The sequence below is a fragment of the Pseudomonas sp. S2_F07 genome, assembly GCF_054668325.1.
The window spans coordinates 3,890,544-3,917,108 of record NZ_CP162758.1 but is presented as its reverse complement, the minus strand read 5'-3'; the positions used below and the strand labels follow the sequence as shown (position 1 = coordinate 3,917,108).

26 protein-coding genes are annotated in these 26,565 nt (G+C 59.2%); 8 read left to right on the top strand and 18 right to left on the bottom strand.

All coding sequences use genetic code 11. The features are described from left to right. Positions 1-95: 95 nt before the first annotated feature. Together ctaD and coxB are read right to left on the bottom strand one after the other, a co-directional pair. Complete coding sequence (gene ctaD, locus AB4O40_RS17825; RefSeq protein ID WP_056726727.1) at positions 96-1,688, bottom strand: cytochrome c oxidase subunit I; 1,593 nt, start codon at positions 1,686-1,688, stop codon at positions 96-98. A gap of 82 nt (positions 1,689-1,770) precedes the next feature. After that, positions 1,771-2,898, bottom strand: a complete 1,128-nt coding sequence (gene coxB / locus AB4O40_RS17820; RefSeq protein WP_056726728.1) for a cytochrome c oxidase subunit II — start codon at positions 2,896-2,898, stop codon at positions 1,771-1,773. A gap of 369 nt (positions 2,899-3,267) precedes the next feature. Between coxB and AB4O40_RS17815 the strand changes: the two genes are divergently transcribed. Further along, positions 3,268-3,918: a hypothetical protein gene (locus AB4O40_RS17815; protein WP_056726729.1), complete on the top strand. Its 651-nt coding sequence runs from the start codon at positions 3,268-3,270 to the stop codon at positions 3,916-3,918. Positions 3,919-3,975: 57 nt separating this feature from the next. Here AB4O40_RS17815 and AB4O40_RS17810 read toward each other — a convergent pair whose 3' ends face one another. The 3 genes from AB4O40_RS17810 to AB4O40_RS17800 all read right to left on the bottom strand — a co-directional run bounded on the left by AB4O40_RS17810 (position 3,976) and on the right by AB4O40_RS17800 (position 7,626). Next, positions 3,976-5,502 (bottom strand): SulP family inorganic anion transporter, encoded by a 1,527-nt coding sequence (locus AB4O40_RS17810; protein ID WP_056726730.1) that lies wholly within the window; start codon positions 5,500-5,502, stop codon positions 3,976-3,978. A gap of 90 nt (positions 5,503-5,592) precedes the next feature. Further along, a complete protein-coding gene (locus tag AB4O40_RS17805; RefSeq protein ID WP_008045785.1) occupies positions 5,593-6,324 on the bottom strand; it encodes a carbonic anhydrase in 732 nt (243 codons plus the stop codon). Positions 6,325-6,567: 243 nt separating this feature from the next. Further along, positions 6,568-7,626, bottom strand: coding sequence for a PA0069 family radical SAM protein (locus AB4O40_RS17800; protein WP_409078216.1), 1,059 nt, complete (start codon positions 7,624-7,626; stop codon positions 6,568-6,570). Between the two features lie 243 nt (positions 7,627-7,869). On the opposite strand from AB4O40_RS17800, the gene AB4O40_RS17795 reads away from it, so the two are divergent. The 3 genes from AB4O40_RS17795 to AB4O40_RS17785 all read left to right on the top strand — a co-directional run bounded on the left by AB4O40_RS17795 (position 7,870) and on the right by AB4O40_RS17785 (position 9,627). Continuing rightward, positions 7,870-8,169 carry a hypothetical protein gene (locus AB4O40_RS17795; RefSeq protein ID WP_223542697.1) on the top strand — a complete coding sequence of 100 codons (300 nt, stop codon included), beginning with the start codon at positions 7,870-7,872 and terminating at the stop codon, positions 8,167-8,169. Positions 8,170-8,271: 102 nt separating this feature from the next. Next, complete coding sequence (locus AB4O40_RS17790; RefSeq protein WP_409078215.1) at positions 8,272-8,856, top strand: hypothetical protein; 585 nt, start codon at positions 8,272-8,274, stop codon at positions 8,854-8,856. 126 nt (positions 8,857-8,982) lie between these two features. After that, positions 8,983-9,627 carry a phosphatase domain-containing protein gene (locus AB4O40_RS17785; RefSeq protein WP_223542695.1) on the top strand — a complete coding sequence of 215 codons (645 nt, stop codon included), beginning with the start codon at positions 8,983-8,985 and terminating at the stop codon, positions 9,625-9,627. Between the two features lie 41 nt (positions 9,628-9,668). On the opposite strand, the gene AB4O40_RS17780 is transcribed toward AB4O40_RS17785, so the two are convergent. Both AB4O40_RS17780 and prlC read right to left on the bottom strand, forming a co-directional pair. Further along, positions 9,669-9,956, bottom strand: a complete 288-nt coding sequence (locus tag AB4O40_RS17780) for a YheV family putative zinc ribbon protein (RefSeq protein ID WP_056726735.1) — start codon at positions 9,954-9,956, stop codon at positions 9,669-9,671. After that, entirely contained in the window at positions 9,953-12,004 is a 2,052-nt protein-coding gene (gene prlC / locus AB4O40_RS17775; protein ID WP_414913605.1) for an oligopeptidase A, read from the bottom strand. The genes AB4O40_RS17780 and prlC overlap by 4 nt, the downstream gene beginning before the upstream one ends. 88 nt (positions 12,005-12,092) lie before the next feature. On the opposite strand from prlC, the gene AB4O40_RS17770 reads away from it, so the two are divergent. Further along, positions 12,093-12,638: a gamma carbonic anhydrase family protein gene (locus AB4O40_RS17770; protein ID WP_056726737.1), complete on the top strand. Its 546-nt coding sequence runs from the start codon at positions 12,093-12,095 to the stop codon at positions 12,636-12,638. A gap of 26 nt (positions 12,639-12,664) precedes the next feature. Next, complete coding sequence (locus AB4O40_RS17765; protein WP_056726738.1) at positions 12,665-13,315, top strand: HAD family hydrolase; 651 nt, start codon at positions 12,665-12,667, stop codon at positions 13,313-13,315. 67 nt (positions 13,316-13,382) lie between these two features. On the opposite strand, the gene AB4O40_RS17760 is transcribed toward AB4O40_RS17765, so the two are convergent. The 9 genes from AB4O40_RS17760 to AB4O40_RS17720 all read right to left on the bottom strand — a co-directional run bounded on the left by AB4O40_RS17760 (position 13,383) and on the right by AB4O40_RS17720 (position 23,655). Continuing rightward, positions 13,383-14,006 (bottom strand): ABC-type transport auxiliary lipoprotein family protein, encoded by a 624-nt coding sequence (locus AB4O40_RS17760; protein ID WP_056726739.1) that lies wholly within the window; start codon positions 14,004-14,006, stop codon positions 13,383-13,385. Further along, positions 14,003-14,941, bottom strand: a complete 939-nt coding sequence (locus AB4O40_RS17755; RefSeq protein WP_056726740.1) for an MlaD family protein — start codon at positions 14,939-14,941, stop codon at positions 14,003-14,005. The genes AB4O40_RS17760 and AB4O40_RS17755 overlap by 4 nt, the downstream gene beginning before the upstream one ends. A gap of 1 nt (position 14,942) precedes the next feature. Beyond that, positions 14,943-15,746 (bottom strand): ABC transporter ATP-binding protein, encoded by an 804-nt coding sequence (locus tag AB4O40_RS17750; RefSeq protein WP_056726741.1) that lies wholly within the window; start codon positions 15,744-15,746, stop codon positions 14,943-14,945. Beyond that, on the bottom strand, positions 15,743-16,891 hold the full coding sequence (locus tag AB4O40_RS17745; protein WP_056726742.1) for an ABC transporter permease: 1,149 nt from the start codon (positions 16,889-16,891) through the stop codon (positions 15,743-15,745). Before AB4O40_RS17745 ends, AB4O40_RS17750 begins: the two co-directional genes overlap by 4 nt. A 54-nt stretch (positions 16,892-16,945) precedes the next feature. Continuing rightward, positions 16,946-17,974, bottom strand: coding sequence for a DUF5924 family protein (locus AB4O40_RS17740; RefSeq protein ID WP_056726743.1), 1,029 nt, complete (start codon positions 17,972-17,974; stop codon positions 16,946-16,948). A gap of 140 nt (positions 17,975-18,114) precedes the next feature. Beyond that, positions 18,115-19,491: a M16 family metallopeptidase gene (locus AB4O40_RS17735; RefSeq protein ID WP_056726744.1), complete on the bottom strand. Its 1,377-nt coding sequence runs from the start codon at positions 19,489-19,491 to the stop codon at positions 18,115-18,117. 56 nt (positions 19,492-19,547) lie between these two features. Beyond that, positions 19,548-21,206, bottom strand: coding sequence for a Na/Pi cotransporter family protein (locus AB4O40_RS17730; protein WP_056726745.1), 1,659 nt, complete (start codon positions 21,204-21,206; stop codon positions 19,548-19,550). Between the two features lie 288 nt (positions 21,207-21,494). Continuing rightward, entirely contained in the window at positions 21,495-22,262 is a 768-nt protein-coding gene (locus tag AB4O40_RS17725; protein ID WP_056726746.1) for a TerC family protein, read from the bottom strand. A gap of 85 nt (positions 22,263-22,347) precedes the next feature. Beyond that, on the bottom strand, positions 22,348-23,655 hold the full coding sequence (locus tag AB4O40_RS17720; RefSeq protein ID WP_056726747.1) for a CitMHS family transporter: 1,308 nt from the start codon (positions 23,653-23,655) through the stop codon (positions 22,348-22,350). Between the two features lie 432 nt (positions 23,656-24,087). On the opposite strand from AB4O40_RS17720, the gene AB4O40_RS17715 reads away from it, so the two are divergent. Next, entirely contained in the window at positions 24,088-24,489 is a 402-nt protein-coding gene (locus AB4O40_RS17715) for a GFA family protein (protein WP_056726748.1), read from the top strand. Here AB4O40_RS17715 and AB4O40_RS17710 read toward each other — a convergent pair whose 3' ends face one another. Further along, positions 24,490-24,816, bottom strand: a complete 327-nt coding sequence (locus AB4O40_RS17710) for a DOPA 4,5-dioxygenase family protein (RefSeq protein WP_056726749.1) — start codon at positions 24,814-24,816, stop codon at positions 24,490-24,492. Between the two features lie 86 nt (positions 24,817-24,902). On the opposite strand from AB4O40_RS17710, the gene AB4O40_RS17705 reads away from it, so the two are divergent. After that, positions 24,903-25,565: an NAD(P)-dependent oxidoreductase gene (locus AB4O40_RS17705; protein WP_056726750.1), complete on the top strand. Its 663-nt coding sequence runs from the start codon at positions 24,903-24,905 to the stop codon at positions 25,563-25,565. Here AB4O40_RS17705 and AB4O40_RS17700 read toward each other — a convergent pair. Beyond that, positions 25,562-26,512: a choline sulfate utilization transcriptional regulator gene (locus tag AB4O40_RS17700; protein WP_056726751.1), complete on the bottom strand. Its 951-nt coding sequence runs from the start codon at positions 26,510-26,512 to the stop codon at positions 25,562-25,564. The two genes, AB4O40_RS17705 and AB4O40_RS17700, sit on opposite strands and share 4 nt — an antisense overlap. Positions 26,513-26,565: the final 53 nt, after the last annotated feature.

Here is a 26,565-nt window from a genome sequence, read left to right as displayed (position 1 = left end):
CTCTGTGGGAGCGGGCTTGCCCGCGATAGCGGCCTGCCCGACACACCGCGTCGCATGCATCGCAGGCAAGCCAGCTCCCACAGGACCGAGGCGTTTCATTTCACTTCCGGCGGTGTGGTGAAGGTGTGATACGGCGCCGGTGACGGAATGCTCCACTCCAGGCCTTCAGCCCCATCCCATGGCTTGGCCGGTGCTGGCGGGCCGCCGCGAATGGTCTTGATCACGATGAACAGGAAGAAGATCTGCGTGGCGCCGAACATGAACGCGCCGATCGACGACACCATGTTGAAGTCGGCGAACTGCAGGTTGTAGTCCGGAATCCGCCGCGGCATGCCCGCCAACCCCACGAAGTGCATAGGGAAGAAGGCCAGGTTCATGCCGATGAACGACAACCAGAAATGCAGCTTGCCCAGGGTTTCGTCGTACATGTGGCCGGTCCATTTCGGCATCCAGTAATAGGCCGAGGCGAAGATCCCGAAGATCGCCCCCGGCACCAGCACGTAGTGGAAGTGCGCGACCACGAAGTAGGTGTCCTGGTACTGGAAGTCCGCCGGGGCGATGGCCAGCATCAACCCGGAGAAACCGCCGATGGAGAACAGGATCACGAACGCCACGGCAAACAGCATCGGCGTCTCGAACGTCAGCGAGCCCTGCCACATGGTGCTGGCCCAGTTGAACACCTTCACGCCTGTCGGCACCGCGATCAACAGCGTGGCGTACATGAAGAACAACTCGCCCACCAGCGGAATGCCAACCACGAACATGTGGTGCGCCCAGACGATGAACGACAGGAACGCGATACTCGCCGTGGCGTAGACCATCGAGGTGTAGCCGAACAACGGCTTGCGCGAAAAGGCCGGAATGATCGAGCTGACGGCGCCAAAGGCCGGCAGGATCATGATGTACACCTCGGGGTGACCGAAGAACCAGAATACATGCTGGAACAGCACCGGGTCTCCGCCACCGGCGGCACTGAAGAAACTGGTGCCGAAGTGGATGTCCATCAGCATCATCGTCACGCAACCGGCAAGTACCGGCATCACCGCGATCAGCAGGAACGCGGTGATCAGCCAGGTCCAGACGAACAACGGCATTTTCATCAGCGTCATGCCGGGGGCGCGCAGGTTGAGGATGGTGGCGATCACGTTGATCGCCCCCATGATCGAACTGATCCCCATCAAGTGGATGGCGAAGATGAAGAAGGTCACGCTTTCCGGCGCGTAGGTCGTCGACAGCGGCGCGTAGAACGTCCAGCCGAAGTTCGGCCCGCCACCGGGGGTGAACAGGGTCGATACCAGCAGCAGGAACGCCGCGGGCAACAGCCAGAAGCTGAAGTTGTTCATGCGCGGCAGGGCCATGTCCGGCGCGCCGATCATCAGCGGGATCATCCAGTTGGCGAGGCCGACGAAGGCCGGCATCACCGCACCGAAGACCATCACCAGGCCGTGCATGGTGGTCATCTGGTTGAAAAATTCCGGCTGGACGATCTGCAGCCCCGGCTGGAACAGCTCGGCGCGAATCACCATCGCGAACGAACCGCCAAGCAGGAACATGGAGAACGCAAACCACAGGTACAGCGTACCGATGTCCTTGTGGTTGGTGGTCAGCACCCAGCGCATCAGGCCTTTGGCGGGGCCGTGGGCGTGGTCGGTGGCGGTATGAACATGTTCATCGATTACAGCAGTCATGTCCTGTCTCCTGCAAACAGATGGGCTGGGCAGGCCGGGGTGCGTAGCCCCGACCGGTTCCGTAGGTGCGCAATAGACCGGGTCATTTGCTTTCCGCCTGTTTCAGCTCCAGCACTTCTTTAGGCGTGACCATGTCGCCCTTGTTGTTGCCCCAGGCGTTACGTTCATAGGTCACGACTGCCGCGATATCGACTTCCGAGAGTTGTTTGCCGAATGCGGCCATGGCGGTGCCAGGCTTGCCGTGGAAGACAATGCTCAGGTGAGCATCTTTCGGCCCGGTGGCGATCTTCGAGCCCTTGAGCGCCGGGAACATCGGCGGCAGGCCCTGGCCTTCGGCCTGGTGACAGGCCACACAGGTGGTGTGATAGACCTTGTCGCCGCGATCCTTGAGCTCGTCGAGAGTCCATTCCTTGCTGGTCAGCTCTTTGAGCTGCGCGGCTTCGGTCTTGCGTTCGGCCAGCCATGTTTCGTAATCGGCCTTTTCCTTGACCTCGACCACGGTCGGCATGAAGCCGTGATCCTTGCCGCACAACTCGGCGCACTGGCCACGGTAGATGCCGGGCTTGTCGACGCGGGTCCAGGCTTCATTGACGAACCCGGGAATCGCATCGCGCTTGACCGCGAAAGCCGGCACCCACCAGGAGTGGATGACGTCGGCGGAGGTCACCAGGAAGCGCACCTTGGCGCCGACCGGCAGCACCAATGGCTTGTCGACTTCGAGCAGGTAATGCTCGCCCTTGGCTTCCTTGTTGTGGATTTGATCCTGGGGAGTGGTCAGGTTGCTGAAGAACTCGACGTCCTGGCCCAGGTACTTGTAGTGCCACTTCCACTGGTAGCCGGTGATCTGGATATCGATTTCCGGCTCGCTGGCGTCGTACATCTTGATCAGGGTCGCGGTAGCGGGAATCGCCATGGCCACCAGGATCAGGAAGGGCACGATGGTCCAGAGGATTTCGACGGTGGTGCTTTCATGAAATTTGGCGGCCACCTGCCCGGTCGAGCGGCGGTGGAGAATCATCGACCAGAACATGGCACCAAATACGATGATGCCGATCACCACACAGATCCAGAAAATGATCATGTGCAGGTCGAATACTGCGTGACTGATTTCAGTCGCTCCAGGCGCCATATTCACAGTCCAGGCCGCTTGTGCCTGACTGAAAATCGACCACAACAGGAGGCCCATCCAGACATGTGGATGTCGCATCATTGCGGGTTCCCCTTATCGTTCTTGTTATCCCGCCGGCTTTCACCTGCGGCAAGGGAGCGGCTGCATCAGACTACGAACTTGAGCACCGGGCCTTGCTGCATATGCAGTCGGGCGTCATCAGCTAACTCCATTCCACCCCGAGTATAGACAGCGACTCTCACCTCGCAATGCGAAGGCGTAAATGATCTGAAACAGCATTAACTTGCGTTGCAGGGCACGAATGGAGAAGGATGCAGACGAGTGGTGGCAAACCGATATAACGGGGCCGTCTCAAGGATGAAATAATTATGACAAATGCGTCTTAGCATTTTTCGTAAGCCAGCTAAGTTATGTCTTCCCTATTTCATTGCCTTGTTTCCTGGAGTTTTCATGAACACCGCCGCATTGCGCGAGCAGATCCAAAAAGCCCAACAACACGAAGCCCAGACCGGCCTGCTGACGCGTCAGCTGGAAAGTAAGCTGCCTCATCTGCACCCGGCGATCCAATTGCCGGAGGCCGATACCAACGGCGTACTGACGCGATTTGTCGCCGCCTACATCGAAGAAGTGCCCGATCTGCTGGATGCAGCCAATGAAGTCGCAAGGGAAGCGGGCATTGAGTCACAGATCAAACCGGTGCTGAGTATCGCCGAGCAGTACTTCCTCCAGCCGCCAGCCATCATGGCCGGCCATGTCGGGCTCGACAGCCTGCTGGATGAAGCTTACCTGGCGCACCGGTTTGTCGAAGAGGTCAACGACCTGTACATCAAGCATTTCGGCCAGCCACTGATCCCTTTGGACATGACTGTCGCCAACCTGATTGCTCACCAATTGATCGGTGAGGAATTTGCCAACCAACTGGACGAAGTGGTGCATCACACCATTGACGAGATGCTCAACGACGAAAGTTTCGCACTTGAGTCGGTGGAAGCCTACCGTGACAAACTCAATAGCCCGGACACCGGTGCCGCGTGGAAACGCTGGCCGTGCATGTCCCGCCGTTTGGGCGTAGGCCTGGAACTGGATCAGCCGGCGGCTTGATCCACCGGTAAACACAATCCCCTGTGGGAGCGAGCTTGCTCGCTCCCACATTGGGCTTCAGCCAGCCGCACCTATGCCCGTGTTGGTACGAACCCTGCCTTCGAGTCTGCGCTTCAACCCCCGCGATTCAATCAACAGCTTCGAACCCTTGGCCGCATTCGCCCGGCCCCATTCCTCCAGCAGTTCCAGACACGAGTGATCGATGTAGCTCAGGTTATTGAGCGGCACATGCACCGTCACGCCTGGTGGAATACTGCCCAGCACCTGGGTCAGCGCCGGCACTTTGAGGAAGGTCGCCGCGCCCACCAGGCGCAATTCCATTTCCCCTTCCTGCGGCAGGTCGATCAGGCTGATTTTCAACCGCGAAGCTTTCAGCGCCAGCTTCACCAGCGTCAGGCCGAAGCCAATCAACACGCCGGTCAGCAGGTCCGTGAAAACAATGGCGAGCGCGGTTGCCGCATAGGTGAACATCGGCGCCCGACCGTACCGACCCAAACCACGGAAGACCTTGAGATCCACCAGCTTGAAACCGGTGTAAACCAGCACACCCGCCAGGCTCGCCACCGGAATGCTTTGCAGCACGCTGGACAGCAACAGCACGAACGCCAACAACCACAGGCCGTGGAAAATGGTCGAAAACCGCGTGGTTGCGCCGGCCTGAACATTCGCCGAACTGCGCACGATAACGCCGGTCATCGGCAACGCCCCAAGCAGGCCACACAGCATGTTGCCGATACCTTGCGCCGACAATTCCCGGTCGAAGTCCGAGCGCTGACCACTGTGCATGCGATCAACCGCGGCAGCTGAGAGCAGGGTTTCGGCACTGGCGATGAAGGCCACCGCAAACGCCGCGATCAGTAAAGCCGGATCAGCCAGGTTGAGCAGATCCGCTGGCTTTAGCCAGTCGATGGCCTCCGTCAGGTTGGCCGGTACCTCGACCCGCTTGACCTGCAACGCCAGCATTAGACTGGCAAGCGTGGCCAGACCGACGCCGAGTAGCGCGCCAGGAACGAAGCGCAGGGATTGCGGACGGAATTTCTCCCACAGCCACATGACGGCGATCGTCGACAAACCGAGCAACCCGGCTTGCCAGCCAAACGAGGGCAACGCCTGGGCCATCGCCGCCGGGAAGGCCGCCAGGTTATCCAGGCCCGAGGGTTTGGGCACGGCATCCAGCATTACATGCACCTGAGACAGGATGATCAGCACACCAATCCCGGCCAGCATGCCGTACACCACCGCGGGTGCCGTCACCCGAAACCAGCAGCCCAGCTTCAAACGGCCAGCCACCAGTTGCAGCAAACCCGCCAACAACAGAATGGGCCCGAGCATGGCGATACCGTGTTGGCGAACCAGTTCGAATACCAGAACGGCCAGGCCCGCCGCCGGACCGCTGACTTGTAGCGGCGAGCCGGCCAACCAACCGACCACCAGACCACCGATGATGCCGGTGATCAGTCCTTTGGCCGGCGGTAGCCCCGAGGCAATCGCGATGCCCATGCACAGGGGCAGGGCGACCAGAAACACAACCACCGAAGCCAGCAGCTCCCGTGGCAGAACAGCTTTGAGTCGAGCAGCACGCATGGTGAATCTCCCGAAGTTTTCTTCAGGCATGGCAAAGCCAGGCTGCCTGAACGGCAGCCTCGGCTGAACCACACAACGATTTAGGAGGGTTTAGAAGCGCGCTTTGGGCGTCGCCACGGGAATTGGCAGGCTGCCATTAAGCGGCAGGAAACAGCCTTGATCGGCGTCGTACGCTTTGATTTCGCTGGTTTCGATGTTGTAGACCCAGCCGTGAATAAATAGCTGACCATTGGCCATGCGCGAGGCCACCGACGGATGGGTGCGCAGATGCTGCAATTGGGCGATCACATTCTCTTCGGTGAGGATGTGCATGCTTTCGCTTTCGCTAGAGCAGTTGCAGTTCTCCTGCACCATGGTCTTGGCCACTTCGGCATGACGCAGCCAGGCTTTGACCGTGGGCATTTTTTCCAGACTGTCCGGGTTGAGCACCGCGCGCATGGCGCCGCAGTCGGAATGCCCGCAAATTATGATGTGATGCACTCCCAGCGCCAGTACGGCGTACTCGATGGCCGTGGAAACACCGCCGTTCATTTGCCCATAAGGCGGCACGACGTTGCCGACGTTACGGGTCACGAACAAGTCGCCGGGGGAGCTCTGGGTAATCAACTCGGGAACAATGCGCGAATCGGCGCAGGCGATGAACATCGCTCGTGGCCGCTGGGCCGTGGCGAGTTTCTTGAAGAGCTCTTCCTGCTGAGGAAAGATCTCATGATGAAAATGCAAAAAGCCGTCAACGATATGCTGCAACGCTGCATCGGCGGTTTCGGCCTCGGGTTGGGCTGAAGCCGACGCAGCCAACGGCTGTTTATCCTTGTCACTCATCAATTCATCCTCATTGGCGGGCTCAGGGAGTCTTCCCGGGTGGTCCGGTGTGAAGCCAGTGGCTGTTAAAAAACATCCAGGCCAAAAATCTCGACCCATCAGTCACTCGATGAACAAGGTAGCGGCCGAATCTTAATTGAAACTGAATAAAACGCTCTGGAATGCGTGTTCCAAGTCACAAAAAACGTGACCAGCCTAAGGCGTGAGCGCGATCTTCAGTACTCAACCATAGGCCAATTGTCCTCAAATCAACGACATTTGGCGACCAGGCGGACAAAAGGCATTGCAGTCCAGGTCAAAGCCTTCCCGGCGATTGAGCCCCAGGCGCTTGATGGTTTTGGCAAAGCGCTGTGCCAGCAGGTCGGCGAAGGGGCCTTCACCACGCATTCGAGCACCAAAGCGGCTGTCGTAGAGTTCACCGCCACGGCTCTGGCGAATCAGGCTCAGCACATGCGCCGCCCGCTGCGGATAGTGGGCGCCCAGCCATTCTTCGAACAGCGGCGCCACTTCCAGCGGCAGGCGCAACATCATGTAGGCAGCACTTTGCGCCCCGGCCGCATGGGCCTCGGCGAGCAGGCTTTCGAGTTCGCTGTCGTTGATCATCGGAATCATCGGTGAACACAGCACGCCCACCGGAATGCCCGCCTCGCGCATGACCCTGATCGCCCGCAACCGGGCCGTGGGCGCTGCGGCACGGGGCTCGAGGATGCGTTTGAGTTCGTCATCCAGGGTGGTCAGGCTGATCATTACCGCCACCAGTCTTTGGCTGGCAAGTTCGGTCAGCAGGTCCAGGTCGCGAAGAATCAGCGAGCCCTTGGTGACGATGGTCACAGGGTGTCGGTAACGCAGGAGTACTTCGAGGGTTTGCCGGGTGATCCTGTATTCACGCTCGATCGGCTGATAGGGATCGGTGTTGGAACCCAGATTGATCGGTGCGCATTGATAGCCACGTTTGGACAGCTGCTCCTCCAGTACGTCCACGGCGTTGGTCTTGGCGATCAGTTTTGTCTCGAAATCCAGCCCCGGCGACATGTCCCAATAGGCGTGACTGGGGCGTGCGTAGCAATAGATGCAGCCATGCTCGCAGCCGCGATAAGGGTTTATCGAGCGATCAAAGGGCAGGTCCGGCGAATTGTTGCGGGTGATGATGGTTTTCGCCGTCTCGATGCGCACTTCCGTGCCTTGAGTCACGGGTGCTTCCTGGTACCAACCGTCGTCCTCGGCCACCGAATGATTAGGGGCGAAGCGGTTGTGCGGGTTGGTCGCGGTGCCGCGTCCGCGAGGAGGCAATGGCATATTCATAGTGAGCGCCTTACCATACTGTATGCTTATACAGTACACCAGAACTCATCGGCGAGCCAATGCCGTTCGGCGCCTTTTGTATAAACGGCTAATTAACAGCTTGACCATCAAACATGGATGGGACGCCTCCAGAACTCTTTGAAATTGAGAGTTACATATAAAGAGTGGCCTAAAAATTATGTTTGTCTGTATTGTTTAGTCGCTGTAATCAGACATATGGAAATAACTTAAAGGGATTTAATAATGTCGTTTTTTAATCGTCGTGGTATTTTTCTGCAAAAACTTGGGCCTACCATAGTCGACCCGAATGAAGTGCTAGTCTCCATGCAGTTTGCTTTGAAAGAATCGAGTCTGGATGGTAACGGCTCTCCGACGGAGAGCCTGCTGGATTCCACCATTTACATTGCTTCGTCTCGCGACGGTGGCCAGACTTTCAGTATTGACAATGTCAGAGACGTAGAGGGTGATGGCAATATCGGTGAAACCGACAAGGTAAAAATGCTGGCACTGGCCAAAGCTTATGCAGATATTGTCAATCCATAATTGATGATTTGCAGTAAGCAATCGACAGGAGAATGTCGATGTGGTTTGACCTGCTACGCATGACGTCCATGCGTAGCAGATTGGATATATAGGGATATTATTATGTGGACACCCGGCGATACAGGTGTATTTCTACAGCGGATAGAAACACCGGGAATTGATAAGGTAATTATAAAGTTAGTAAGAAAACAATCGGACAATAGTGCCGACCAGCGATCTTTCAACCTCTACAGCAATGTCACGACAATGACCTTGCACATAAAGTCTGAGAACATCGAAGAGTACAGACTAGACTACGATCCATGGTCTGACATTAACGTAACTCCAGACCGAAGTATTGATGAGAAAGATATCGACGCCATTACCAAGCTGGCTCTCGCCTTCTACAGTCAACCGATAATTGCTCCTGGCGACGGAGCTTTTCTCTCTCTTGAACCAGAGGATCTTGTTGATATCTTTGATCCAGAGAAACCAATTGAACCTGTCCCTCCTCCGAGAATCGGGGTGCAAATTGAAGTGCTGGATATGGAAGATGGTGATCAACCGGAGTTCGACTATTTCATGACTGCATTATCCGTGGACAATGGAGCAAATTTTAAAGTACGAAGGATCAATCCCCATTCCGGCATCTTTTACGTCCCGGGGATGGATGACTTGGTCAAATCATTCATCAAACTCAAATTGTAAGTCCATGCCAGTCACCTCAGACAACACCCTTTCACGTTTCATTGACAGTCCTCTCACAGGCCTTTGACCGCTCAGGGTTGAAGCTGGATTCCAACATCCTTTCTCTCCCTGAACGGTCACTCGGGCATGTCCTTACTGCGCTTTATCCTTGCGATGTGCCTGTTGCTGGTCGCATTGTTCAACCTCACACCAGCTCTTGCCGCCGACAGCATCTCGACTCGCCCAACAGACTGGGCGCAACCAGTCGAGGTCCAGTACAACCTTTTCCAGATGTCGCCTACGCTGTACCGCAGTGCGTTGCCGGACAGTGGGGCATTGCCGTTACTGGAAAGACTCAGGGTCGGCACGGTGGTCAGTTTTCTGCCCGAGTCAGACGCGAGCTGGTTGTCCACGGCAAAAATCACCCAAGTTCATTTGCCTTATCGAACCAACCACGTAGATGATGCAGACATACTCAAGGCACTGCGTACCATTCAAACCGCCGAAGCCAACGGTCCAGTGCTGATGCACTGCAAGCATGGCTCCGACCGGACCGGACTGATAGCGGCCATGTACAGGGTGGTGGTGCAGGGCTGGACCAAGGAAGAGGCACTGAACGAAATGACCCAAGGCGGCTTTGGCGACAGTACCCACTTCAAGGACGGCATCCGCTACATGATGCAGGCTGATGTGGAAAAACTGCGCACTGCCCTGGCCAATGGCGACTGCAGCACCAGCCCGTTCGCCGCGTGCTCGATGAAGAGCTGGTTCAAGTCCGCTCACATCGAATAAAAAAGCCCCCGCTGCATGGCGCAACGGGGGCTTTTTTTCACTCAGTGTTGTTCGTCAGGCTTTTTCTTCAATTTCGGATTCGGGAAGAACTGAACCGCCTGAACCTTGGTGTCGGCAGGTTTGGGTGCGCTGGTGTTAACCCGCGTACCCAACTCCTTGGGCACCGAAAGCCCTTGCTCATTAAGTGTGTCGGAGTAACCGCAGGCCACGCACTCTCGGTGCGGGACCTGGTCTTCATTCCACATCATCAATTTGTCCGGCTCGCTGCATGCCGGGCAGACCGCCCCGGCGATAAAGCGTTTTTTCGTAATCACAGGTCCCTCACTCATGCTGCCGCGTCCTCACTCAGGCCGCTGTGGCGCAAGAGTGCGTCAATTGATGGCTCACGACCACGGAAGTCGACGAACAGCACCATCGGCTCCTGGGAGCCGCCACGGGCCAGGATTGCTTCGCGGAACGCACGACCGGTATCGGCGTTGAGCACGCCTTCTTCTTCGAACTTCGAGAACGCATCGGCCGACAGTACTTCAGCCCATTTGTAGCTGTAGTAACCCGCTGCGTAACCGCCAGCGAAGATGTGAGCGAAGCTGTTAGGGAAACGGTTGTAGGCCGGTGGACGCATCACCGAGACTTCATCGCGCACGCCTTCAAGCACTTGCAGCACGCTGCGGCCGTCGCCGTGGGTAGCGTGCAGTTCGAAGTCGAACAGCGAGAACTCCAATTGGCGGACCATCATCAGGCCGGACTGGAAATTTTTCGCCGCGAGCATTTTCCCGAGCAGATCCTGGGGCAACGGTTCGCCGGATTCATAGTGACCGGAAATCAGCGCCAGTCCTTCCGGCTCCCAGCACCAGTTTTCCATGAACTGGCTCGGCAGCTCGACCGCATCCCAGGCCACGCCGTTGATGCCGGACACACCAGCATGCTCGACGCGGGTCAGGAGGTGATGCAGGCCGTGACCGAACTCGTGGAACAGGGTGGTGACTTCGTCGTGGGTCAGCAGCGCAGGCTTGCCGCTGTCGGCCGGGGTGAAGTTGCACACCAGGTTGGCCACCGGGCTTTGCAATACACCGCCAGCGGTGCGACGACGGTCGCGGGCGCCATCCATCCAGGCACCGCCACGCTTGTTGGCGCGGGCGTACAGGTCGAAGAAGAAGCGGCCTACGTGCTGGCCGTTTTCCTTGATTTCAAACAGGCGAACATCCGGGTGCCAGGTGTCGAAACCTTTCTGTTCGGCAATCTCGATGCCGTACAGGCGCTGGACAATGGCGAACAGGCCACTGAGCACCTTGTCGATCGGGAAGTAGGCGCGCAGGGCTTCCTGGGCCACGCTGTAGCGTTGTTCACGGAGTTTTTCGCCGTAGAAACCGCTGTCCCAGCTTTGCAGATCCGGGCAGCCCTGTTCAGCGGCATAAGCCTTGAGCTGCTCAAGATCCTGGGTGGCGAACGGCTTGCTGCGCTTGGCCAGGTCACGCAGGAAGCTCAGCACCTGATCGCTGGACTCGGCCATTTTGGTCGCCAGGCTCAGCTCAGAGAAACTGCTGAAACCCAGCAGCTTGGCCAGTTCCTGACGCAGGTCGAGGATTTCTTCCATGACCGGGCCGTTATCGTTCTGGCCGGCATTCGGGCCCTGGTCCGACGCACGGGTGCAGTAGGCCGCATAGACTTCTTCACGCAGTGCGCGGTCCTGGGCGTAGGTCATCACCGCGTAATAGCTCGGGAATTCCAGGGTGATCAGCCAGCCGTCCAGGTCCTTGGCCTGAGCCGCGGCGGCCATTTGCGCCTTGGCCGAGTCGGTCAGGCCGGCGAGGGCGGCTTCATCGGTGATGTGCTTGGTCCAGGCTTGAGTGGCATCGAGCAATTGGTTGGAGAAACGGCTGCCCAGTTCGGACAGCTTGCTCTGCACTTCGGCGTAACGCTTCTGTTCGGCTTCCGGCAGGTCGATACCCGACAGACGGAAGTCACGCAGGGAGTGTTCCAGGATAGTTTTCTGCGCCACGTCGAAACCGGCGGCCTCCGGACTGTTGGCCAGGGCTTCGAAAGCCTGGAACAGTTCGCGGTTCTGACCCATTTCGGTGGAGTAGGCGCTCAAGGCCGGCAGGCACGACTCGTAGGCTTCACGCAGTTCGGCGCTGTTGCACACGGCATTGAGGTGGCTGACCGGGCTCCAGGCGGCGCCCAGGCGGTCGTTGAGTTCGTCCATCGCCAGCACCAGGCCAGCCCACGTTGGCTGTTTGACCTGGGTCTTGAGGATCTCGACGATGGCGACACGGTTGTCAGCCAGGATCTGTTCAATGGCCGGTTGTACGTGTTCGGCGCGGATGGCGGAGAACGGCGGCAGGTCATAGGACTGCAAAAGAGGGTTGTTCACGCTCACGGTTGATACCTTGGCTGGAGAAACATGCAGCCATCTTAATTACAATCGACGTTCACCGCAGCTATCAGCAACAGAGAGAAACCCTATCGTGAACCTTCGCAAGTATCAGAACCACACGCCGCTGCTGGGTAAAGGCGCTTTTGTCGACGGCTCGGCGGTGGTGATCGGCGACGTTGAAATTGGCGAAGACAGCTCGGTCTGGCCGCTGACCGTGATCCGTGGCGACATGCACCGCATCCGCATCGGCGCGCGCACCAGCGTGCAGGACGGCTGCGTGTTGCACATCACCCACGCCGGGCCGTTCAACCCGGACGGCTTTCCGTTGCTGATCGGCGATGACGTGACCATCGCCCACAAGGTCATGCTGCATGGTTGTTCGGTAGGCAGCCGGGTGTTGATCGGCATGGGCAGCATCGTCATGGACGGCGCAGTGGTCGACGATGATGTGATCATCGGTGCCGGCAGCCTGGTGCCGCCGGGCAAGCATCTGCAAAGCGGCTTCCTGTATGTGGGCAGTCCGGTGAAGCAGATCCGCCCGCTGACTGACAAGGAGCGCGCCTTTTTCACCTACAGCGCGGCGAACTACGTGAAGCTCAAGGATCTGCATCTGGCCGAAGGCTACGACCAGCTTTGACCCGGCCCCCTTATTCAGGATTCGACATGCATTACCAAACCGTTTTGTTCGACCTCGATGGCACCCTGACGGACCCGCGCGAAGGCATCACCCGTTCGATCCAGTTCGCCCTGGGCAAACTGGGTATCGATGAGCCGGACCTAGCGAAACTCGAACACTTCATCGGCCCGCCGCTGTTGCAGGCGTTCATGCAGTTCTACGACTTCGACGAGCCGAAGGCGTGGGAGGCGGTGAATTTCTACCGCGAACGCTTCAAGGTCACCGGTCTCTACGAAAACCGCGTGTTCGATGGCGTCATGCCGCTGCTGGAAACCTTGGGCGGACAAGGGCGTCAGTTGTACATCGCTACCTCGAAACCCTGGGTGTTCGCCCGGGAAATCGCCCGGCATTTCGACTTTGCCAAACACTTCAAGGTGATTTACGGCAGTGAATTGGACGGCACCCGGACCAACAAGGTGGAGTTGCTCGCTCACTTGATGGCCGAAGAAAGCCTGGACCCGGCCAACACCCTGATGATCGGCGACCGCAAGCACGACCTGATCGGCGCGCGCAGCAATGGCCTGGACGCGGCGGCGGTGGGCTACGGGTTCGGCAGCCATGAAGAGTTGAGCGCCGAAGCGCCGGCGTATCACTTTGAAACGCTGGCTGAGTTGCATCAGGCGTTTTTGCAGCGCTGATAAGGCCGGCACAAATTAACTGTGGGAGCGGCGGTGCGGCGTTCCCACAGGGGGACTGTGTTCTTCCTCAAGGTCTCGGCGGTGGCGCTAACTTCTGCCCTTGCTCAACCGCCCAGTTCACCACCTGCGTGGTCAACTGATCGTTCGCCTGACCGAACCCGACCACCACCGCCGGAACCTGCACATCGCTGAGTGGCTGGCGCACTTCAAAGCGGCGGCTAGCGAGGATGCGCTGGTCATAACTGCGCACCAGCAATGCATCCAGACGCACGACCGCGCTGGCATTCATGCCCTGGTATTCAGTCTGGAACGCCTGCAGGCTGCCGCCCAATTCAAGATCGGTCTGGAAAATGCTGTCATCGGTGCTCAACAATGGCACCCGTCCGTCATACTGGAAACCTTCCAGCAGACGATTGCGCACCAGCACCGGCGCCGGGTCGCTCCAGCGTGAACCCTTGTAGTGGCTGATCACATCACCCTGGGGAATCACGGCAATGTTCGGACTGTTCAACGCTTCGCTGGACTGGAATTTGCTCAGGCGCAGCGACCAGCGCTGCGGCGTGCCATGGCTGGCCGATGCACTCTGGGCCGATGGCAATCGATAGACCTCGAAGGGCTCGGGCTTGGGCAGGATCGAGCACGAACTGATCAGCGTGAAGCCAGCGACGAGGGCAATCCGAATCAGCTTCATGGTGTGAATTCCTTGGTCTTGTCACTGCCCAGCAGGTAACCGCTGGGGTTGGCTTCCAGGCGTGTGGTAATGGTGCGCAACGAACTCAGGGTTTCGCGCATCTCGCGAACGGCCGGGCCCAGGCCATTGAGGCCTTGCATGCCGCTGTTGAGCGAATCCTGATTGGCGGTGATCAGTTTGTTGAGGGTGGCACTGCTCTCCTGCAGCGACTTCATCGCCTGCTCGGCGCTGCCCAGCGCCTCCTTGCCATGCTCGTTGAGCAGCCCGTTGGCATTGCGCATCAGCGCCGTGGTCTGCTCCAGCATGGTGTTGGCCTGCTTGCCCACCGACGCCAGTTGCTGCATGGCCTGGCGAATATCGCCGCGCTGATCGGCAATGGCCCCGGTGGTTTGCTCCAGGTGCTCCAGGGTATTGCTGATGCGCTCGATGTTTTCCGTGGAGAACATCAGGTTGGCGTTATGCATCAGCGTGGTCACCCCGGCCATCAGGTCTTCGCTGTCATTGAGCAGGCGGGCGATGGGCGAGGGCGAGGCGACGATGGTCGGCAGGTTGCCATTCTTGCCCTTGAGTGTCGGGCTCTGTGGCGTGCCGCCGCTGAGCTGGATGATCGAAGTCCCGGTGACGCCGGTCAGGGCCAACTTGGCATTGGTGTCTTCCTTGACCGGGGTATCGCCGGCCAGGCGAATTCGCGCCAGCACCCGGCGCGGGTCTTTCGGGTCCAGGCGCAGCGAGATCACATCGCCGACCTTGATCCCGCTGTACTGCACCGAGCTGCCCTTGGACAAACCGCTGACCGCCTCGTTGAACACGACTTCGTAGTCCTTGAACTCGGTGTCGACACTGGACTTGGCCAGCCACAGGCCGAACAGCAGCGCGGCCGTCACCACAATAACGGTGAACAGGCCGATCAATACATGATGGGCTCGGGTTTCCATGTCAGACCTCATTGAGCTGTTGGGCGGCCGTCAATGCCGCGCGGCCGCGAGGGCCATGGAAGTATTCGTGAATCCACGCATCGTCGGTTTCCGAGACATTGTCGATGGCATCCGCCACCAGCACTTTTTTCTGCGCCAGCACCGCCACCCGGTCGGTGATGGTGTAGAGCGTGTCGAGGTCGTGGGTCACCAGAAAGACACTCAGGCCCAGGGCATCGCGCAGGGTCAGGATCAATTGGTCGAACGCGGCAGCGCCGATCGGGTCGAGACCGGCGGTGGGTTCGTCGAGAAACAGGATGTCCGGGTCCAGCGCCAATGCCCGGGCCAGGGCGGCGCGCTTGATCATGCCGCCGGACAGCGACGACGGGTATTTCTCCGCCGCCGACAGCGGCAACCCGGCCAGGGCCATTTTCACCGCCGCCAGGTGCTCGGCGTCGTTGCGGCTCAAGCCGGCGTGTTCGATCAGCGGCAGGGCGACGTTCTCGGTCACGGTCAGCGAAGAGAACAACGCGCCTTTCTGGAACAGCACGCCGAATCGCCGCTCCACCAGCGAACGCTCGTGTTCGGACAAGGTCGGCAGGTTTTTCCCGAAGACTTTCACCACGCCTTCGCTGGGCTGGCGCAACCCGACAATGCTGCGCAGCAGCACCGATTTGCCGCTGCCGGAGCCACCGACCACGGCGAGGATCTCGCCCTTGTACAAGTCCAGGTCGAGGTTTTCGTGCACGCTCTGGCGGCCAAAGCGGTTGCACAGTCCACGGACTTCAATCACCGCCTCGGAGGGCGCTCGGGGGATACGACTCACCAACCCATCTCCATGAAAAACATCGCGGCAATCGCATCCATCACGATCACTACGAAAATCGACTGCACCACACTCGACGTGGTGTGCGCGCCCACAGACTCAGCGCTGCCGCTGACCTTGAAGCCTTCCAGGCAACCGATGGCGGCGATGAGGAAGGCGAACACCGGCGCTTTGACGATCCCCACCAGAAAGTGCTGAACGCCGATGTCCGTTTGCAGCAGCGACAGGAACATCGCCGGCGAAATATCCAGCGCCACCGCGCAGACCACGGCACCGCCGATAATCCCCGACAGCATCGCCAGGAAGGTCAGCATCGGCAGGGCGATCAGCAACGCCAGGACCCGCGGCACCACCAGCAACTCCACGGGGTCGAGGCCCAGGGTGCGGATGGCATCGATTTCCTCGTTGGCCTTCATCGACCCGATTTGCGCCGTGAACGCACTGGCGGTGCGCCCGGCCATCAGGATTGCAGTCAGCAACACACCGAATTCGCGCAGGAAAGCAAACCCCACCAGGTCCACGGTGAAGACGGTGGCGCCGAAAGTGGCCAGCACCGTCGAGCCGAGAAACGCCACCACGGCGCCCACCAGAAAAGTCAGCAAAGCAACGATGGGCGCGGCGTCGAGACCGGTCTGTTCGATGTGGGCGATCATCGGCGTGACGCGCCAGCGCTTGGGACGGAACAGGCCACGGGCGATGGTTTCGATGATCAGGCCGACGAAACCCAGCAGTTGCAGGGTGTCCTGCCAGACGGTGTCCACCGCGCGGCCAATACGGGTCAGCAACTGAATGGAAACGCTGACTTCCGGTTCCTTGATCGGTACGCAGAAATCGGTCAACGAGCAGTAGACGGTTTGCAGCAATGCACGATCGGCGGCAGAGAGTGTGCAATCAGGGTGTTCGGCGGAACGGCCGAGGCGCTCGGAGCCGAGCAGCTCGACCAACAGCGAGGCGCCAGCGGTGTCGAGGGCGCCTAGACCATTGAGGTCGATCGGGGTGTTGACGTCGTACTGGCCATGGAGTTTTTCGCTCAACAGCTTGAGGTCAGCGTAATGGGCAAGCGTCCAGTCGCCCGTCACCCGCAACCGCGCTGGGGTAATCGACGTGTCCAATCGGGCGTTGCCGGCCATCGTGCTGCTGATCATAAGCTCCGTGCTTGTTCAGTGATTACGCAGATTTACGTAATAGCACGAACCGGATTACTTTTCTTTGATCGCTGTGCTGTCCGTGACTTTGAAACGCAGCACGCCGATGACCTGGCCATCTTCGGTCAGCACCCGAACCTGCCATTTGCCGGCCGGGTTGCCCGGGAAGTTCTGCTTGTGGGTCCAGGCCCGGTAACCCTCCTTGCGCCCGCCACGAATATCCAGGGGGATGCGATCGACCTCTTTACCGTTGAACTGCCAGACGTGATAAATCCGCTCGTCCAGGCCACGCGGGGCATTGATCGCGGTGTATGCGTAGAGCCCGCCATTGCGAATCTGCTCGGCGCTGACTTCGTCGAGGCTGGCGCCCGGCGTGCGGTCTTGCATCTGCGTGCTGATGGCCACATCGGTCATCCACAGCGTCGCTGGCGGCACCCACGAACGCAGCTCCCAACCAACGGCGCCGATGCCCAAGGTGATACTCAAGATCGCCAGCGCATTGCGCAGGGTACGAATCGGGAAGATCGACGCCAGGCTCGGGAACGACAGCAGCACCGAGATACCCAGTGCCCATTTGAAACTTTGCGCGGTGGTCAGGTGCATGATCACCGGCAAGGCGGTGAGCAGCGCGGCGAACAGGGTCAGGGTGTGCAGGGCCAGAAACGCCCAGCGCCGTGGGGCCAGCCATTTGTAGTAGAGCGGGTCGATGATCGAAATCAGCGCCGCGACGCCGAGCAGCCCGGTGAAAAACAACTGGCCACTGTTCCACGTCGTAGTGATGAAGAAGAACGGCAGGACAAAGAACAGGCTTTCCTGATGGATCATCTGCGTTGCGTAACGCAGCAAGGGTTCCGGGATTTCTCGCTTGAAGATGCGCTTGAACAGCTTGGTCAGGCTGTTTTCCAGCATCAGCCAGATCCAGCTGATCAGCATGATGGTGGTGATCCAGCTCGCCAGGCCTTGCTGGCGATCGACCAGAATGAAACTGCCCACCCCCGAGATGAAACCACAGAGCGCAATGACCCCAGGGTACCGCTTCATCAATTCGAGGATGCGCTGTACGAAAAAGGTCAGGTTTTGCATTCGGCGGTTTCACAGTCGTCGTAGGAAAAAACCTCGACAGGGTACCGCTGGTGCGGCTCTGTGGCGAGGGTTCACGGTCAGTTACACCATGCACCTGGGGGAACCGGCAAGGCCTCTCAGTCCGTTGTCACCTGGAATGGTTATTTCCTGCTATGCAAACGCCAGCCCACCAGCATCAACACGATCAAGCCCGTCCCACCGACCGCCAGCCACATCAACTGGTCATAACTGAACAACGGTTTCTCGATCCGCAAATACCCCGGTTGCAGGAGCAACTCACGCACGGCCTTGTTCGCTTCTTCCAGGGTCACCCCTTGCAGCTCCCGGGTCGGGTTGGTGAAGCGACCGTCCTCGTAGTTGCCGATGGCGCTCCAGTAGTAGTCGGCCAACGCGCTGTTGCCTTGCACGGCCCAGGACTGGCGGGCAATTGCGGCCTGCTTGAGGCGGTTGAAGGTATCGGCATTGAGGCCATCCTTGAGCAGTCCGGCCTTCAGGTCCTCAAGTACTTGTTCGGCATCGGCCACGTCGTCGCGTTCAAGGTCGGCATTGAGGCTCATGAACCCCACGCCGCCGAACACCTCGCGCTCCGCCCACGGGCCGTAGGACAAACCGTGAGCCAGGCGCAACTGGCGATAGAGCGCCCAATCCAGATAGTCCTTGAGCAAATCGAAGGTTTCATCGTGCCCATCCTCCAGTACCGGCTCCGGCACCAGCCAGTGTAACTTGGCGCCGTTGCCGACCAGACCGTGGGTCAAGGTGCGTTCATGGGCGGCGCTGGCCTGGATTTGCGGCAGCGGCGGATGCTCGCCGGGGGTGATCGCTTCCAGCGCGCCATACGCCCGCTCCAGATAGGCCGGCAGCAACTTGTCGAGGTCGCCGACCACGATCAGGGTCATGTTGTTCGGCGCATACCAGTCCTTGCGCACCTGCTCCAGCTGTTCACGGGTCAGGTCATTGACTTGCGCACGCTCCGGGCACTTGAGGCCCAGCTCCACGGCCAGTTGTTTGCTGGCCGTGTGACCGAGGTCCTGTCGATCGAGCCAGCGTTGCAGGTGCGAGTAGTGGCCGCCGTCTTCACGCTCGACCACTTGCTTGGCCGCGTTGATGGCGTTGTCGTCGAAGCGGGTCTGGGTCAGCAGCGCCAGCAACAGGTCAAGCACCTTGCGCTGGTTTTTCGCCGGGGCTTCGATGACGAAGGTCGTATCGGCATTGCTGGTGAACGCGTTCCACTCACCGCCCAGGGCCTGCATGCTTTCTTCCAGGCCGCCTTCGCCGCTGGCGTCGATTCCGCTGAACAACAGGTGTTCCAGCAGATGCGGCAGCTCCTTTTCTTCACACTTGAAATCGTCCAGGCCAACGCCGACCACCAGCCGGATCGCCACATGCCCGCGATCAGTGCCGGGTTTGAGCAGCAACTGCAAACCGTTGCGCAGGGTGTAGCCCTCGACCTGGAAGCGATCCAGAGCGAATGACGGGAATGAGCCAAGTAACAGGCAAGCGAACAACAGACAACGCATAACGAGCTTCCGTACGGCTGGCGTAAGTTCAACAGACTTCAGGCAACTGCGGACGTTCAGGGTGAATGAGTGATGTCGCTCAAATCGTCGACCACCAGCGCACCTGTCTCCGATGTTTCCAGCACCACGTAGGCACTGCTGCAAAACAGCGAATTCAGACGTTTCATGTCGGCGATCAGTTCCAGGTGCAACGAACTGGTTTCGATACTTTGCACGATTTTTCGTTGCAAGCGGCTGACATGAGCGTGGGCCAGGCGCCGTTCCTGTGCGCGGAAACGACGTTTTTCACGCACCAACTGGCGGGCACTTTCCGGGTCGCCACTGAGAAACACCGACATCCCGAGCCGCAGGTTGGAGATCAACTGAGTTTGCAGCCCGGTCAATTCGTCCAGCCCGACTTCGGAAAACGACCGGCGCTGCGAGGTTTTCTGCTGCTGGACCTTGCGCAGCATGCGTTCGATCAAGTCGCTGGCCAGTTTCAGGTTGATCGCCAGTTCGATGATTTCCGCCCAGCGCCGGCTGTCCTGATCGCTGAGATCTTCCCGGGGCATTTGCGCCAGGTACAACTTGATCGCGCTGTAGAGCGCTTCGACATCGTCGGTCAGGCGGCGCATTTCCTGGGTGACGGCGGTTTGCTTGCCGTGCAAAACATCCAGCATGGCTTCAAGCATGTTGTCGATCAGGTCGCCCATGCGCAGGGTTTCCCGGGCCGCATTGGCCAGCGCCAAGCCAGGGGTGACCAACGCCGTCGGGTCAAGATGCCGGGGCTTGGCCGTACCGTTGGCCAGCGGGCGCTCCGGCAGCACCCAGGCACAAAACCTGGCCATCGGCCCAACGCTTGGCAGCAGGATCAGGCAACGCGCGATGTTGTAGAGCAGGTGAAAGCCGATGACCATTTCCTGAGGGCTGAAATCCAGGCCATCGAGCCAGTGCACCAGCGGATCGAGCACCGGAATGATCAATAAAAGACCAATCAGTTTGTACAGCAGGCTGCCCAGCGCCACTTGGCGCCCGGCGGCGTTCTGCATGCTGGTGCTGAGGAAAGCGAGTACACCACTGCCGATATTGGCACCGATCACTAGCCCGATGGCCACCGGCAAGCTGATCACGTTGGCGCCCGCCAGAGTCGCGGTAAGCAACACAGCGGCCAGGCTGGAATAGGAAACCATCGCGAACAGCGCGCCGACCAGGGCGTCGAGCAGGAGGTCGCCGGTGAGCGAAGCGAAAATCACCTTCACCCCTTTGGCATGGGTAATCGGGTGCGCGGCTTCGACAATCAGTTGCAACGCCAGAATGATCAACCCCAAGCCAATGGCGACACGGCCCATCTGCCCGAGTCGGGTCTGCTTGCGCGACAGAAAGAAAATCACCCCGGTAAAAATCAGCAGGGGCGACAACCACGACAGATCGAACGTCAGCACCCGCGCCATCAAGGCCGTACCGACATCGGCACCGAGCATGGTGACCAACGCCGGCGTAAGCGCCATCAGGCCCTGGCCGACAAAGGAAGTGACCAGCATGGCGGTGGCGTTGCTGCTCTGAACCATCGCCGTCACAGCGATTCCGGAGAGGAAAGCCAGCCAGCGGTTGGACATGTTATGGCTGATGACATGCCGCAAGTTGGTGCCGTAGACCCGCAGGATGCCGGTTCGGACGATGTGCGTGCCCCAGATCAGCAGGGCCACGGCAGAAAGCAAATTGAGCAGGGTGAGCATAATGACCCCCTGTGGTGTAGCGCCCCAAAGGAGCAAGTTGACGGTACCGCGCAACGTTCTACGTTCTGTACTTAAGCTGTAGTTGGCTAACGGTCTGCGCGCCAGCATCGCATAGCCAAAGAAGGGATTGAAACAAAACTGTCATGAAATCCCGTTCATGCAACCCGCCAAAAAACAAAGTGGGAGCGAGCCTGCTCGCGATGAGGCCATCAGCTCCAACGTTGATGTTGACTGACAGACCGCCATCGCGAGCAGGCTCGCTCCCACAGGGTGTTGCGTACTACCGGGTTACTGGCCCGGAATATCTTTGCGCAGCTTTACCGGATCCTGCTGTTTCTTCTTTTTCGCGATGGCAGTGCGCATCCTGATGTTGATCGCTTCCACCGCCAGCGAGAACGCCATGGCGAAGTAGACGTAGCCTTTTGGCACGTGCACGTCCAGGGATTCGGCAATCAGCACCGTACCGACGATCAACAGGAACGACAGCGCCAGCATCTTCAGCGATGGATGCTTGTCGATAAACTCACTGATGGTGCCGGATGCCCACATCATCACCAGTACCGCCACGATGATTGCCGCGACCATGACCGGTACGTGGGAGACCATGCCAACGGCGGTGATCACCGAGTCCAGGGAGAACACGATGTCGATGATCGCGATCTGGATGATGGTGTAGAGGAAGTTTCCGCCCTTGCCCGAAGGTTCGTCGTTGCTTTCATCTTCACCTTCCAGCGCGTGGTACATCTCTTGCGAGCTTTTCCACAGCAGGAACAGACCACCGAAGAACAGGATCAGGTCGCGTCCGGAAATACCCTGGCCGAATACGACGAACAGGTCCGCCGTGAGGCGCATGACCCAGGTGATCGACAGCAGAAGCAGGATTCGCGTGATCATGGCCAGCGCCAGACCGAAAATCCGGGTGCGTGCCTGCATGTGCTTGGGCATGCGGCTGACCAGGATCGAAATCATGATGATGTTATCGATACCCAGGACGATTTCCAGGGCGGTCAGGGTGAAGAAGGCAACCCAGATTTCAGGGTTGGTCAGCCATTCCATGTGTATTCCTTTGAGCGATTGTTAAACCACAACGGGCCCGGGCTTCAAACAGCGAAGCCTGGACCCGAAGTGGTGAGTCTTGGGCTTATAGAGTGCTGAACACCGGGAAAGTCCCCAACAGCAGTGCAGCAATCAGTATGCAGATACAAACCAGCACTGCCCACTTCAGGGTGAAGCGCTGGTGGTCACCGAAATCGATGCCTGCCAGGGCCACCAACAGGTAGGTCGATGGAACCAGCGGGCTCAACAGATGGACGGGCTGACCGACGATCGAGGCACGTGCCATTTCCACGGCGGTTATACCGTAATGGCTGGCGGCTTCGGCAAGAACCGGTAACACGCCGTAATAAAATGCATCGTTCGACATGAAGAAAGTGAACGGCATGCTTACCAGTGCCGTGATCACCGCCAGGTACGGGCCGAGGAAGTCCGGAATCACCGCCAACAGGCTTTTCGACATGGCGTCGACCATCCCGGTGCCGGTCAGGATACCGGTGAAGATACCGGCCGCAAAGATCAACCCGACCACCGCCAGCACGCTACCGGCGTGGGCCGCGACACGATCCTTCTGTTGTTGCAGGCAAGGATAGTTGACGATCATGGCGATACTGAACGCCACCATGAACAGCACCGGCAACGGCAGCAGGCCACCGATCAGGGTGCCCATCAGGGCCAGGGTCAGGGCGCCGTTGAACCAGATCAGCTTCGGACGACGGGCATCCGGGAACTGCGAAACGCTGATTTCGCTGTGATCGATTTCATCGCCAACCAGGTGCAGTTCACCCAGGCGTGCACGCTCACGCTTGCCGTAGAAGTAGGCAATGACCAGGATCGCCACTACACCAGCCAGCATCGCAGGAATCATCGGTACGAAGATGTCGGACGGGTCCACATGCAACGCACTGGCAGCGCGAGCGGTCGGACCGCCCCATGGGGTCATGTTCATCACGCCACCGGCGAGGATGATCAGGCCGGCCATGATCCGCGGGCTCATGCCGATACGGCTGTAGAGCGGCAGCATGGCGGCCACGCAGATCATGTAAGTGGTCGCGCCGTCACCATCGAGGGAGACAACGAGCGCCAGAACGGCGGTGCCGACCGAAACTTTCAGCGGGTCGCCCTTGACCAGTTTGAGAATCTTGCGCACAGCCGGGTCGAACAGGCCGGAGTCAATCATCAGGGCGAAGTACAGGATAGCGAACATCAGCATCACGCCGGTCGGCGCAAGCTTGGTAATGCCCTCGAGCATCATCGGGCCGATCTTCGGCGAAAAACCGCCGAACAGGGCAAAGATGATTGGAATGATGATCAGGGCGATCAGCGCGGACAGGCGCTTGGTCATGATCAGGAACATGAACGTGATGACCATGGCGAAGCCAAGGAAAGTCAGCATGGGAATACTCCAGGCGTAGCGCGGCTAGGGAATGGGCGGATCGGGCGGGATCAGCGCAGAACGGGAAGCACGAGACGTACGGGCGGAGTAGCAGCGAAGCGGCGGATAGAAGAGGACATCAGAATCACCATTGTTGTTGTTAAATGGGCTGTGCGAGCGATAAAACGCTGGCATTGGCCAACCGGTCTGTTGCCGGTAGTGGGGGCGATCCTAATCGGGGAAGCTTTCAGCCAGCTTTCGCCAATGAAAGCAAGGACCGGATGTGCAACCGATCGTCGGATTGGGGCGGGGAGGTGAACCGAGTTACGGCCTTCGCGAGCAAGCCCGCTCCCACACTGGATCTGAGTCGTACACAAAACCAATGTGGGAGCGGGCTTGCTCCGGGCGGCGATCCGACGAAGACGTCGGTAACTACGCATCAGGAGGAATGCCATGAACAGAATTCACACCGGGGGCTGCCATTGCGGGCAACTGCGCTATCAATTCAGCGGGCCGCTGCACGATATCGCCCACTGCCATTGTTCGATTTGCCGACGGGTTAGCGGCGGCATCGTGACCACCTGGATCACCGTGCCGGTATCGGCCTTTCAATGGCTGGCCGGGACGCCGTCGCGCTATGATTCTTCATCCACCTGCGCGCGATATTTCTGCGGCCACTGCGGGGCGCAGCTGGCGCTGGTGACGCACCTGAGCCCGAAAAGCATCGACCTGACCATCGCCACCCTCGACCATCCAGAGCAAGCGCCGGCCGAGCGGCACATCTGGACCGACAGCCGCTTGCCGTGGCTGCATCTGGACGAACACCTGCCCGGTGAGGCCGGAGAAACACTCTGATCAAAAAACCGTCAGGTCCAACGGCCGAATAGCGCCCATCCAGATCGCGTGCTCGGTGTGGTCGAGCAGATCGTTGCCGGTGTCCGGGTGCAGAAACACCACCAGCCCCTTGCGGTTGAGCGCCAGCCACGGCAGCACGTCACCCAGCACCTGCGGCTCGAACGCCAACTGGCAGCTCCAGTCCGGGTGCGGACCGACCAGGCGCTCATGCACGCGGCCCATTTTCAGTGGAAACAATTGCGCCGCCTGCTCACACAAGGCCCGCGCCAGCCCGATTGTGCTGGCATCGAAATAAACGTGGGCGTGGTAACCCCTGATCTGCTGCATCTGAACCCCTCTGAAAACTGTTCGAACCCTTGCTGGTTCCTGCGGGTCAAACATCATACAGGCGCTGGAAAACAGGAAGCCCAGCCATGAAAAATGCCGAAACCCCCGTCGTGAAAGTGGTGCTTTATGGTGCCATGAGTAGCTTGGGCAGTGCGCTGATGGCTGAGATGCTGCGGCGCCAGCATGAAGTGATCGCAATTCTCGATGACCTCAATGCGCTGGCACCCCGTCCGGGGCTGCGCACCAAGACTGGCGACCTGTTCGACGCGCAACGGGTCAAGCAGAGTGTGGCCGGCAGCTCCGTGGTCATCTGCCTACTGGACGCTCCAGGTTTACCGTTCAGCAGCGAACACGTGGAAAAAACCATCGTACCGGGCCCGGTAGAGCAGGTGCTGGCAGTAGATGCGCTAATCGATGGCATGCAGGCAGCAAAAATCGCCCGATTGTTTCTGGTGGGTGATTTCGACGTGCTGGACGATCCGGAAACCGAGGACAGCTTGGAACGTCACGCCGCCGAGGAAATCCGCGAAGCACTGCAGAGCAGCCCTTTGCAGTGGACGATGGTTAACGAACCGCGCGGCATACCGGGACTGACCATCGAACATTTTGCCCAAATCGGGGGCAACCTCGAGCCGGGACTGGCCGAACCACTCGGACGACTGGCCCGCACCGCCGCGGGCATTGCCGATGAATTGCACTTGAACCTGCACATCCGAGAGCACGTCAACTTCATCGCCACCGACAGCTAAACCGCAATGGACGGCAGTGTCAGGCCGTTGAGTGATTGCGCACTGCTGGCCTGCTCTGCCATCAACCAATCCACAAACTGCTGGATCAACGCTCCGCGTCGTTTGCGCTGGGGCAACACCACGTAGTAACCCAGCCTCGACATCACCGTTTCGCCGATCGGTCGACACAACAACCCCTGCGTCAGTAAGTTATCCACAAGGTGGCGCCAGCCGATGGCAACGCCTTGGCCACCAATCGCCGCCTGAATCAGCAAGGTGTAATTGTCGAAGCGCAACTGCCCGGGTGCCGGGGGCGAAGTGATGCCCAGTTCGCGGAACACACCACTCCAGTCGAACCAGTTACTGCTGTGCTCCCCACGCAGGTGCAGCAACGGAAACTCCAGCAATGCGTGGGCCGGCAAGGGCAGGGGACGTTCGCTCAACAACTGCGGGCTGCACACCGGAAACACTTCTTCGCTGAACAGCCAATGGCTTTCACCCTGCTTGAAGCGGCCATCGCCGAACAGTACCGCCACATCGATATCGGTACGTAGCATGTTATGGCTGCGTTCACTGGTGACCAGGCTGACATCCACCTGCGGATTGGCCGCGTGAAAGCGGTGCAGACGCGGCATCAACCAATAGGCGGCGAAGGCAAAATCCGTGGCCACCTGCAGCACTTCATGCTGTTGCTGTGCGCTGATCGCGCTCAATCCTGCGTCGATATTCTGCAAACCTAGCTGAACCTGCTCGAAAAGGATCTGCCCGGCCTCAGTCAGTTCGATTCCACGGTAAATGCGATCGAACAGGCGTGTCGACAGTTGCTCTTCCAGGCGCTTGATCTGCTGGCTGATGGCCGGTTGCGTGGTGCCCAGCTCAACCGCCGCGGCGGTAAAACTTCGCTGACGGGCCGCCGCTTCGAAGGCACGAAGCAGATCCAGTGACAGGTCACCAAGGGCGTCATACATAAGCTGTGCTTATCCTAGTCATTGCCGCGCGTGGGCTTTACCGCAAGCTGTGA

Excerpts from the sequence above, each read along its gene's own strand:
- AB4O40_RS17765 (WP_056726738.1), top strand. The coding sequence starts at position 12,665 with ATGCATTACCAAACCGTTTTGTTCGACCTCGATGGCACCCTGACGGAC.
- AB4O40_RS17740 (WP_056726743.1), bottom strand. The coding sequence starts at position 17,974 with ATGCAAAACCTGACCTTTTTCGTACAGCGCATCCTCGAATTGATGAAG.
- AB4O40_RS17815 (WP_056726729.1), top strand. The coding sequence starts at position 3,268 with ATGAACACCGCCGCATTGCGCGAGCAGATCCAAAAAGCCCAACAACAC.
- AB4O40_RS17760 (WP_056726739.1), bottom strand. The coding sequence starts at position 14,006 with ATGAAGCTGATTCGGATTGCCCTCGTCGCTGGCTTCACGCTGATCAGT.
- AB4O40_RS17720 (WP_056726747.1), bottom strand. The coding sequence starts at position 23,655 with ATGCTGACTTTCCTTGGCTTCGCCATGGTCATCACGTTCATGTTCCTG.
- ctaD (WP_056726727.1), bottom strand. The coding sequence starts at position 1,688 with ATGACTGCTGTAATCGATGAACATGTTCATACCGCCACCGACCACGCC.
- AB4O40_RS17800 (WP_409078216.1), bottom strand. The coding sequence starts at position 7,626 with ATGAATATGCCATTGCCTCCTCGCGGACGCGGCACCGCGACCAACCCG.
- AB4O40_RS17710 (WP_056726749.1), bottom strand. The coding sequence starts at position 24,816 with ATGCAGCAGATCAGGGGTTACCACGCCCACGTTTATTTCGATGCCAGC.
- AB4O40_RS17790 (WP_409078215.1), top strand. The coding sequence starts at position 8,272 with ATGTGGACACCCGGCGATACAGGTGTATTTCTACAGCGGATAGAAACA.
- AB4O40_RS17715 (WP_056726748.1), top strand. The coding sequence starts at position 24,088 with ATGAACAGAATTCACACCGGGGGCTGCCATTGCGGGCAACTGCGCTAT.
- AB4O40_RS17810 (WP_056726730.1), bottom strand. The coding sequence starts at position 5,502 with ATGCGTGCTGCTCGACTCAAAGCTGTTCTGCCACGGGAGCTGCTGGCT.
- AB4O40_RS17780 (WP_056726735.1), bottom strand. The coding sequence starts at position 9,956 with ATGAGTGAGGGACCTGTGATTACGAAAAAACGCTTTATCGCCGGGGCG.
- AB4O40_RS17700 (WP_056726751.1), bottom strand. The coding sequence starts at position 26,512 with ATGTATGACGCCCTTGGTGACCTGTCACTGGATCTGCTTCGTGCCTTC.
- coxB (WP_056726728.1), bottom strand. The coding sequence starts at position 2,898 with ATGATGCGACATCCACATGTCTGGATGGGCCTCCTGTTGTGGTCGATT.
- AB4O40_RS17725 (WP_056726746.1), bottom strand. The coding sequence starts at position 22,262 with ATGGAATGGCTGACCAACCCTGAAATCTGGGTTGCCTTCTTCACCCTG.
- AB4O40_RS17755 (WP_056726740.1), bottom strand. The coding sequence starts at position 14,941 with ATGGAAACCCGAGCCCATCATGTATTGATCGGCCTGTTCACCGTTATT.
- AB4O40_RS17745 (WP_056726742.1), bottom strand. The coding sequence starts at position 16,891 with ATGATCAGCAGCACGATGGCCGGCAACGCCCGATTGGACACGTCGATT.
- AB4O40_RS17705 (WP_056726750.1), top strand. The coding sequence starts at position 24,903 with ATGAAAAATGCCGAAACCCCCGTCGTGAAAGTGGTGCTTTATGGTGCC.
- AB4O40_RS17735 (WP_056726744.1), bottom strand. The coding sequence starts at position 19,491 with ATGCGTTGTCTGTTGTTCGCTTGCCTGTTACTTGGCTCATTCCCGTCA.
- AB4O40_RS17805 (WP_008045785.1), bottom strand. The coding sequence starts at position 6,324 with ATGAGTGACAAGGATAAACAGCCGTTGGCTGCGTCGGCTTCAGCCCAA.
- AB4O40_RS17795 (WP_223542697.1), top strand. The coding sequence starts at position 7,870 with ATGTCGTTTTTTAATCGTCGTGGTATTTTTCTGCAAAAACTTGGGCCT.
- AB4O40_RS17785 (WP_223542695.1), top strand. The coding sequence starts at position 8,983 with ATGTCCTTACTGCGCTTTATCCTTGCGATGTGCCTGTTGCTGGTCGCA.
- AB4O40_RS17730 (WP_056726745.1), bottom strand. The coding sequence starts at position 21,206 with ATGCTCACCCTGCTCAATTTGCTTTCTGCCGTGGCCCTGCTGATCTGG.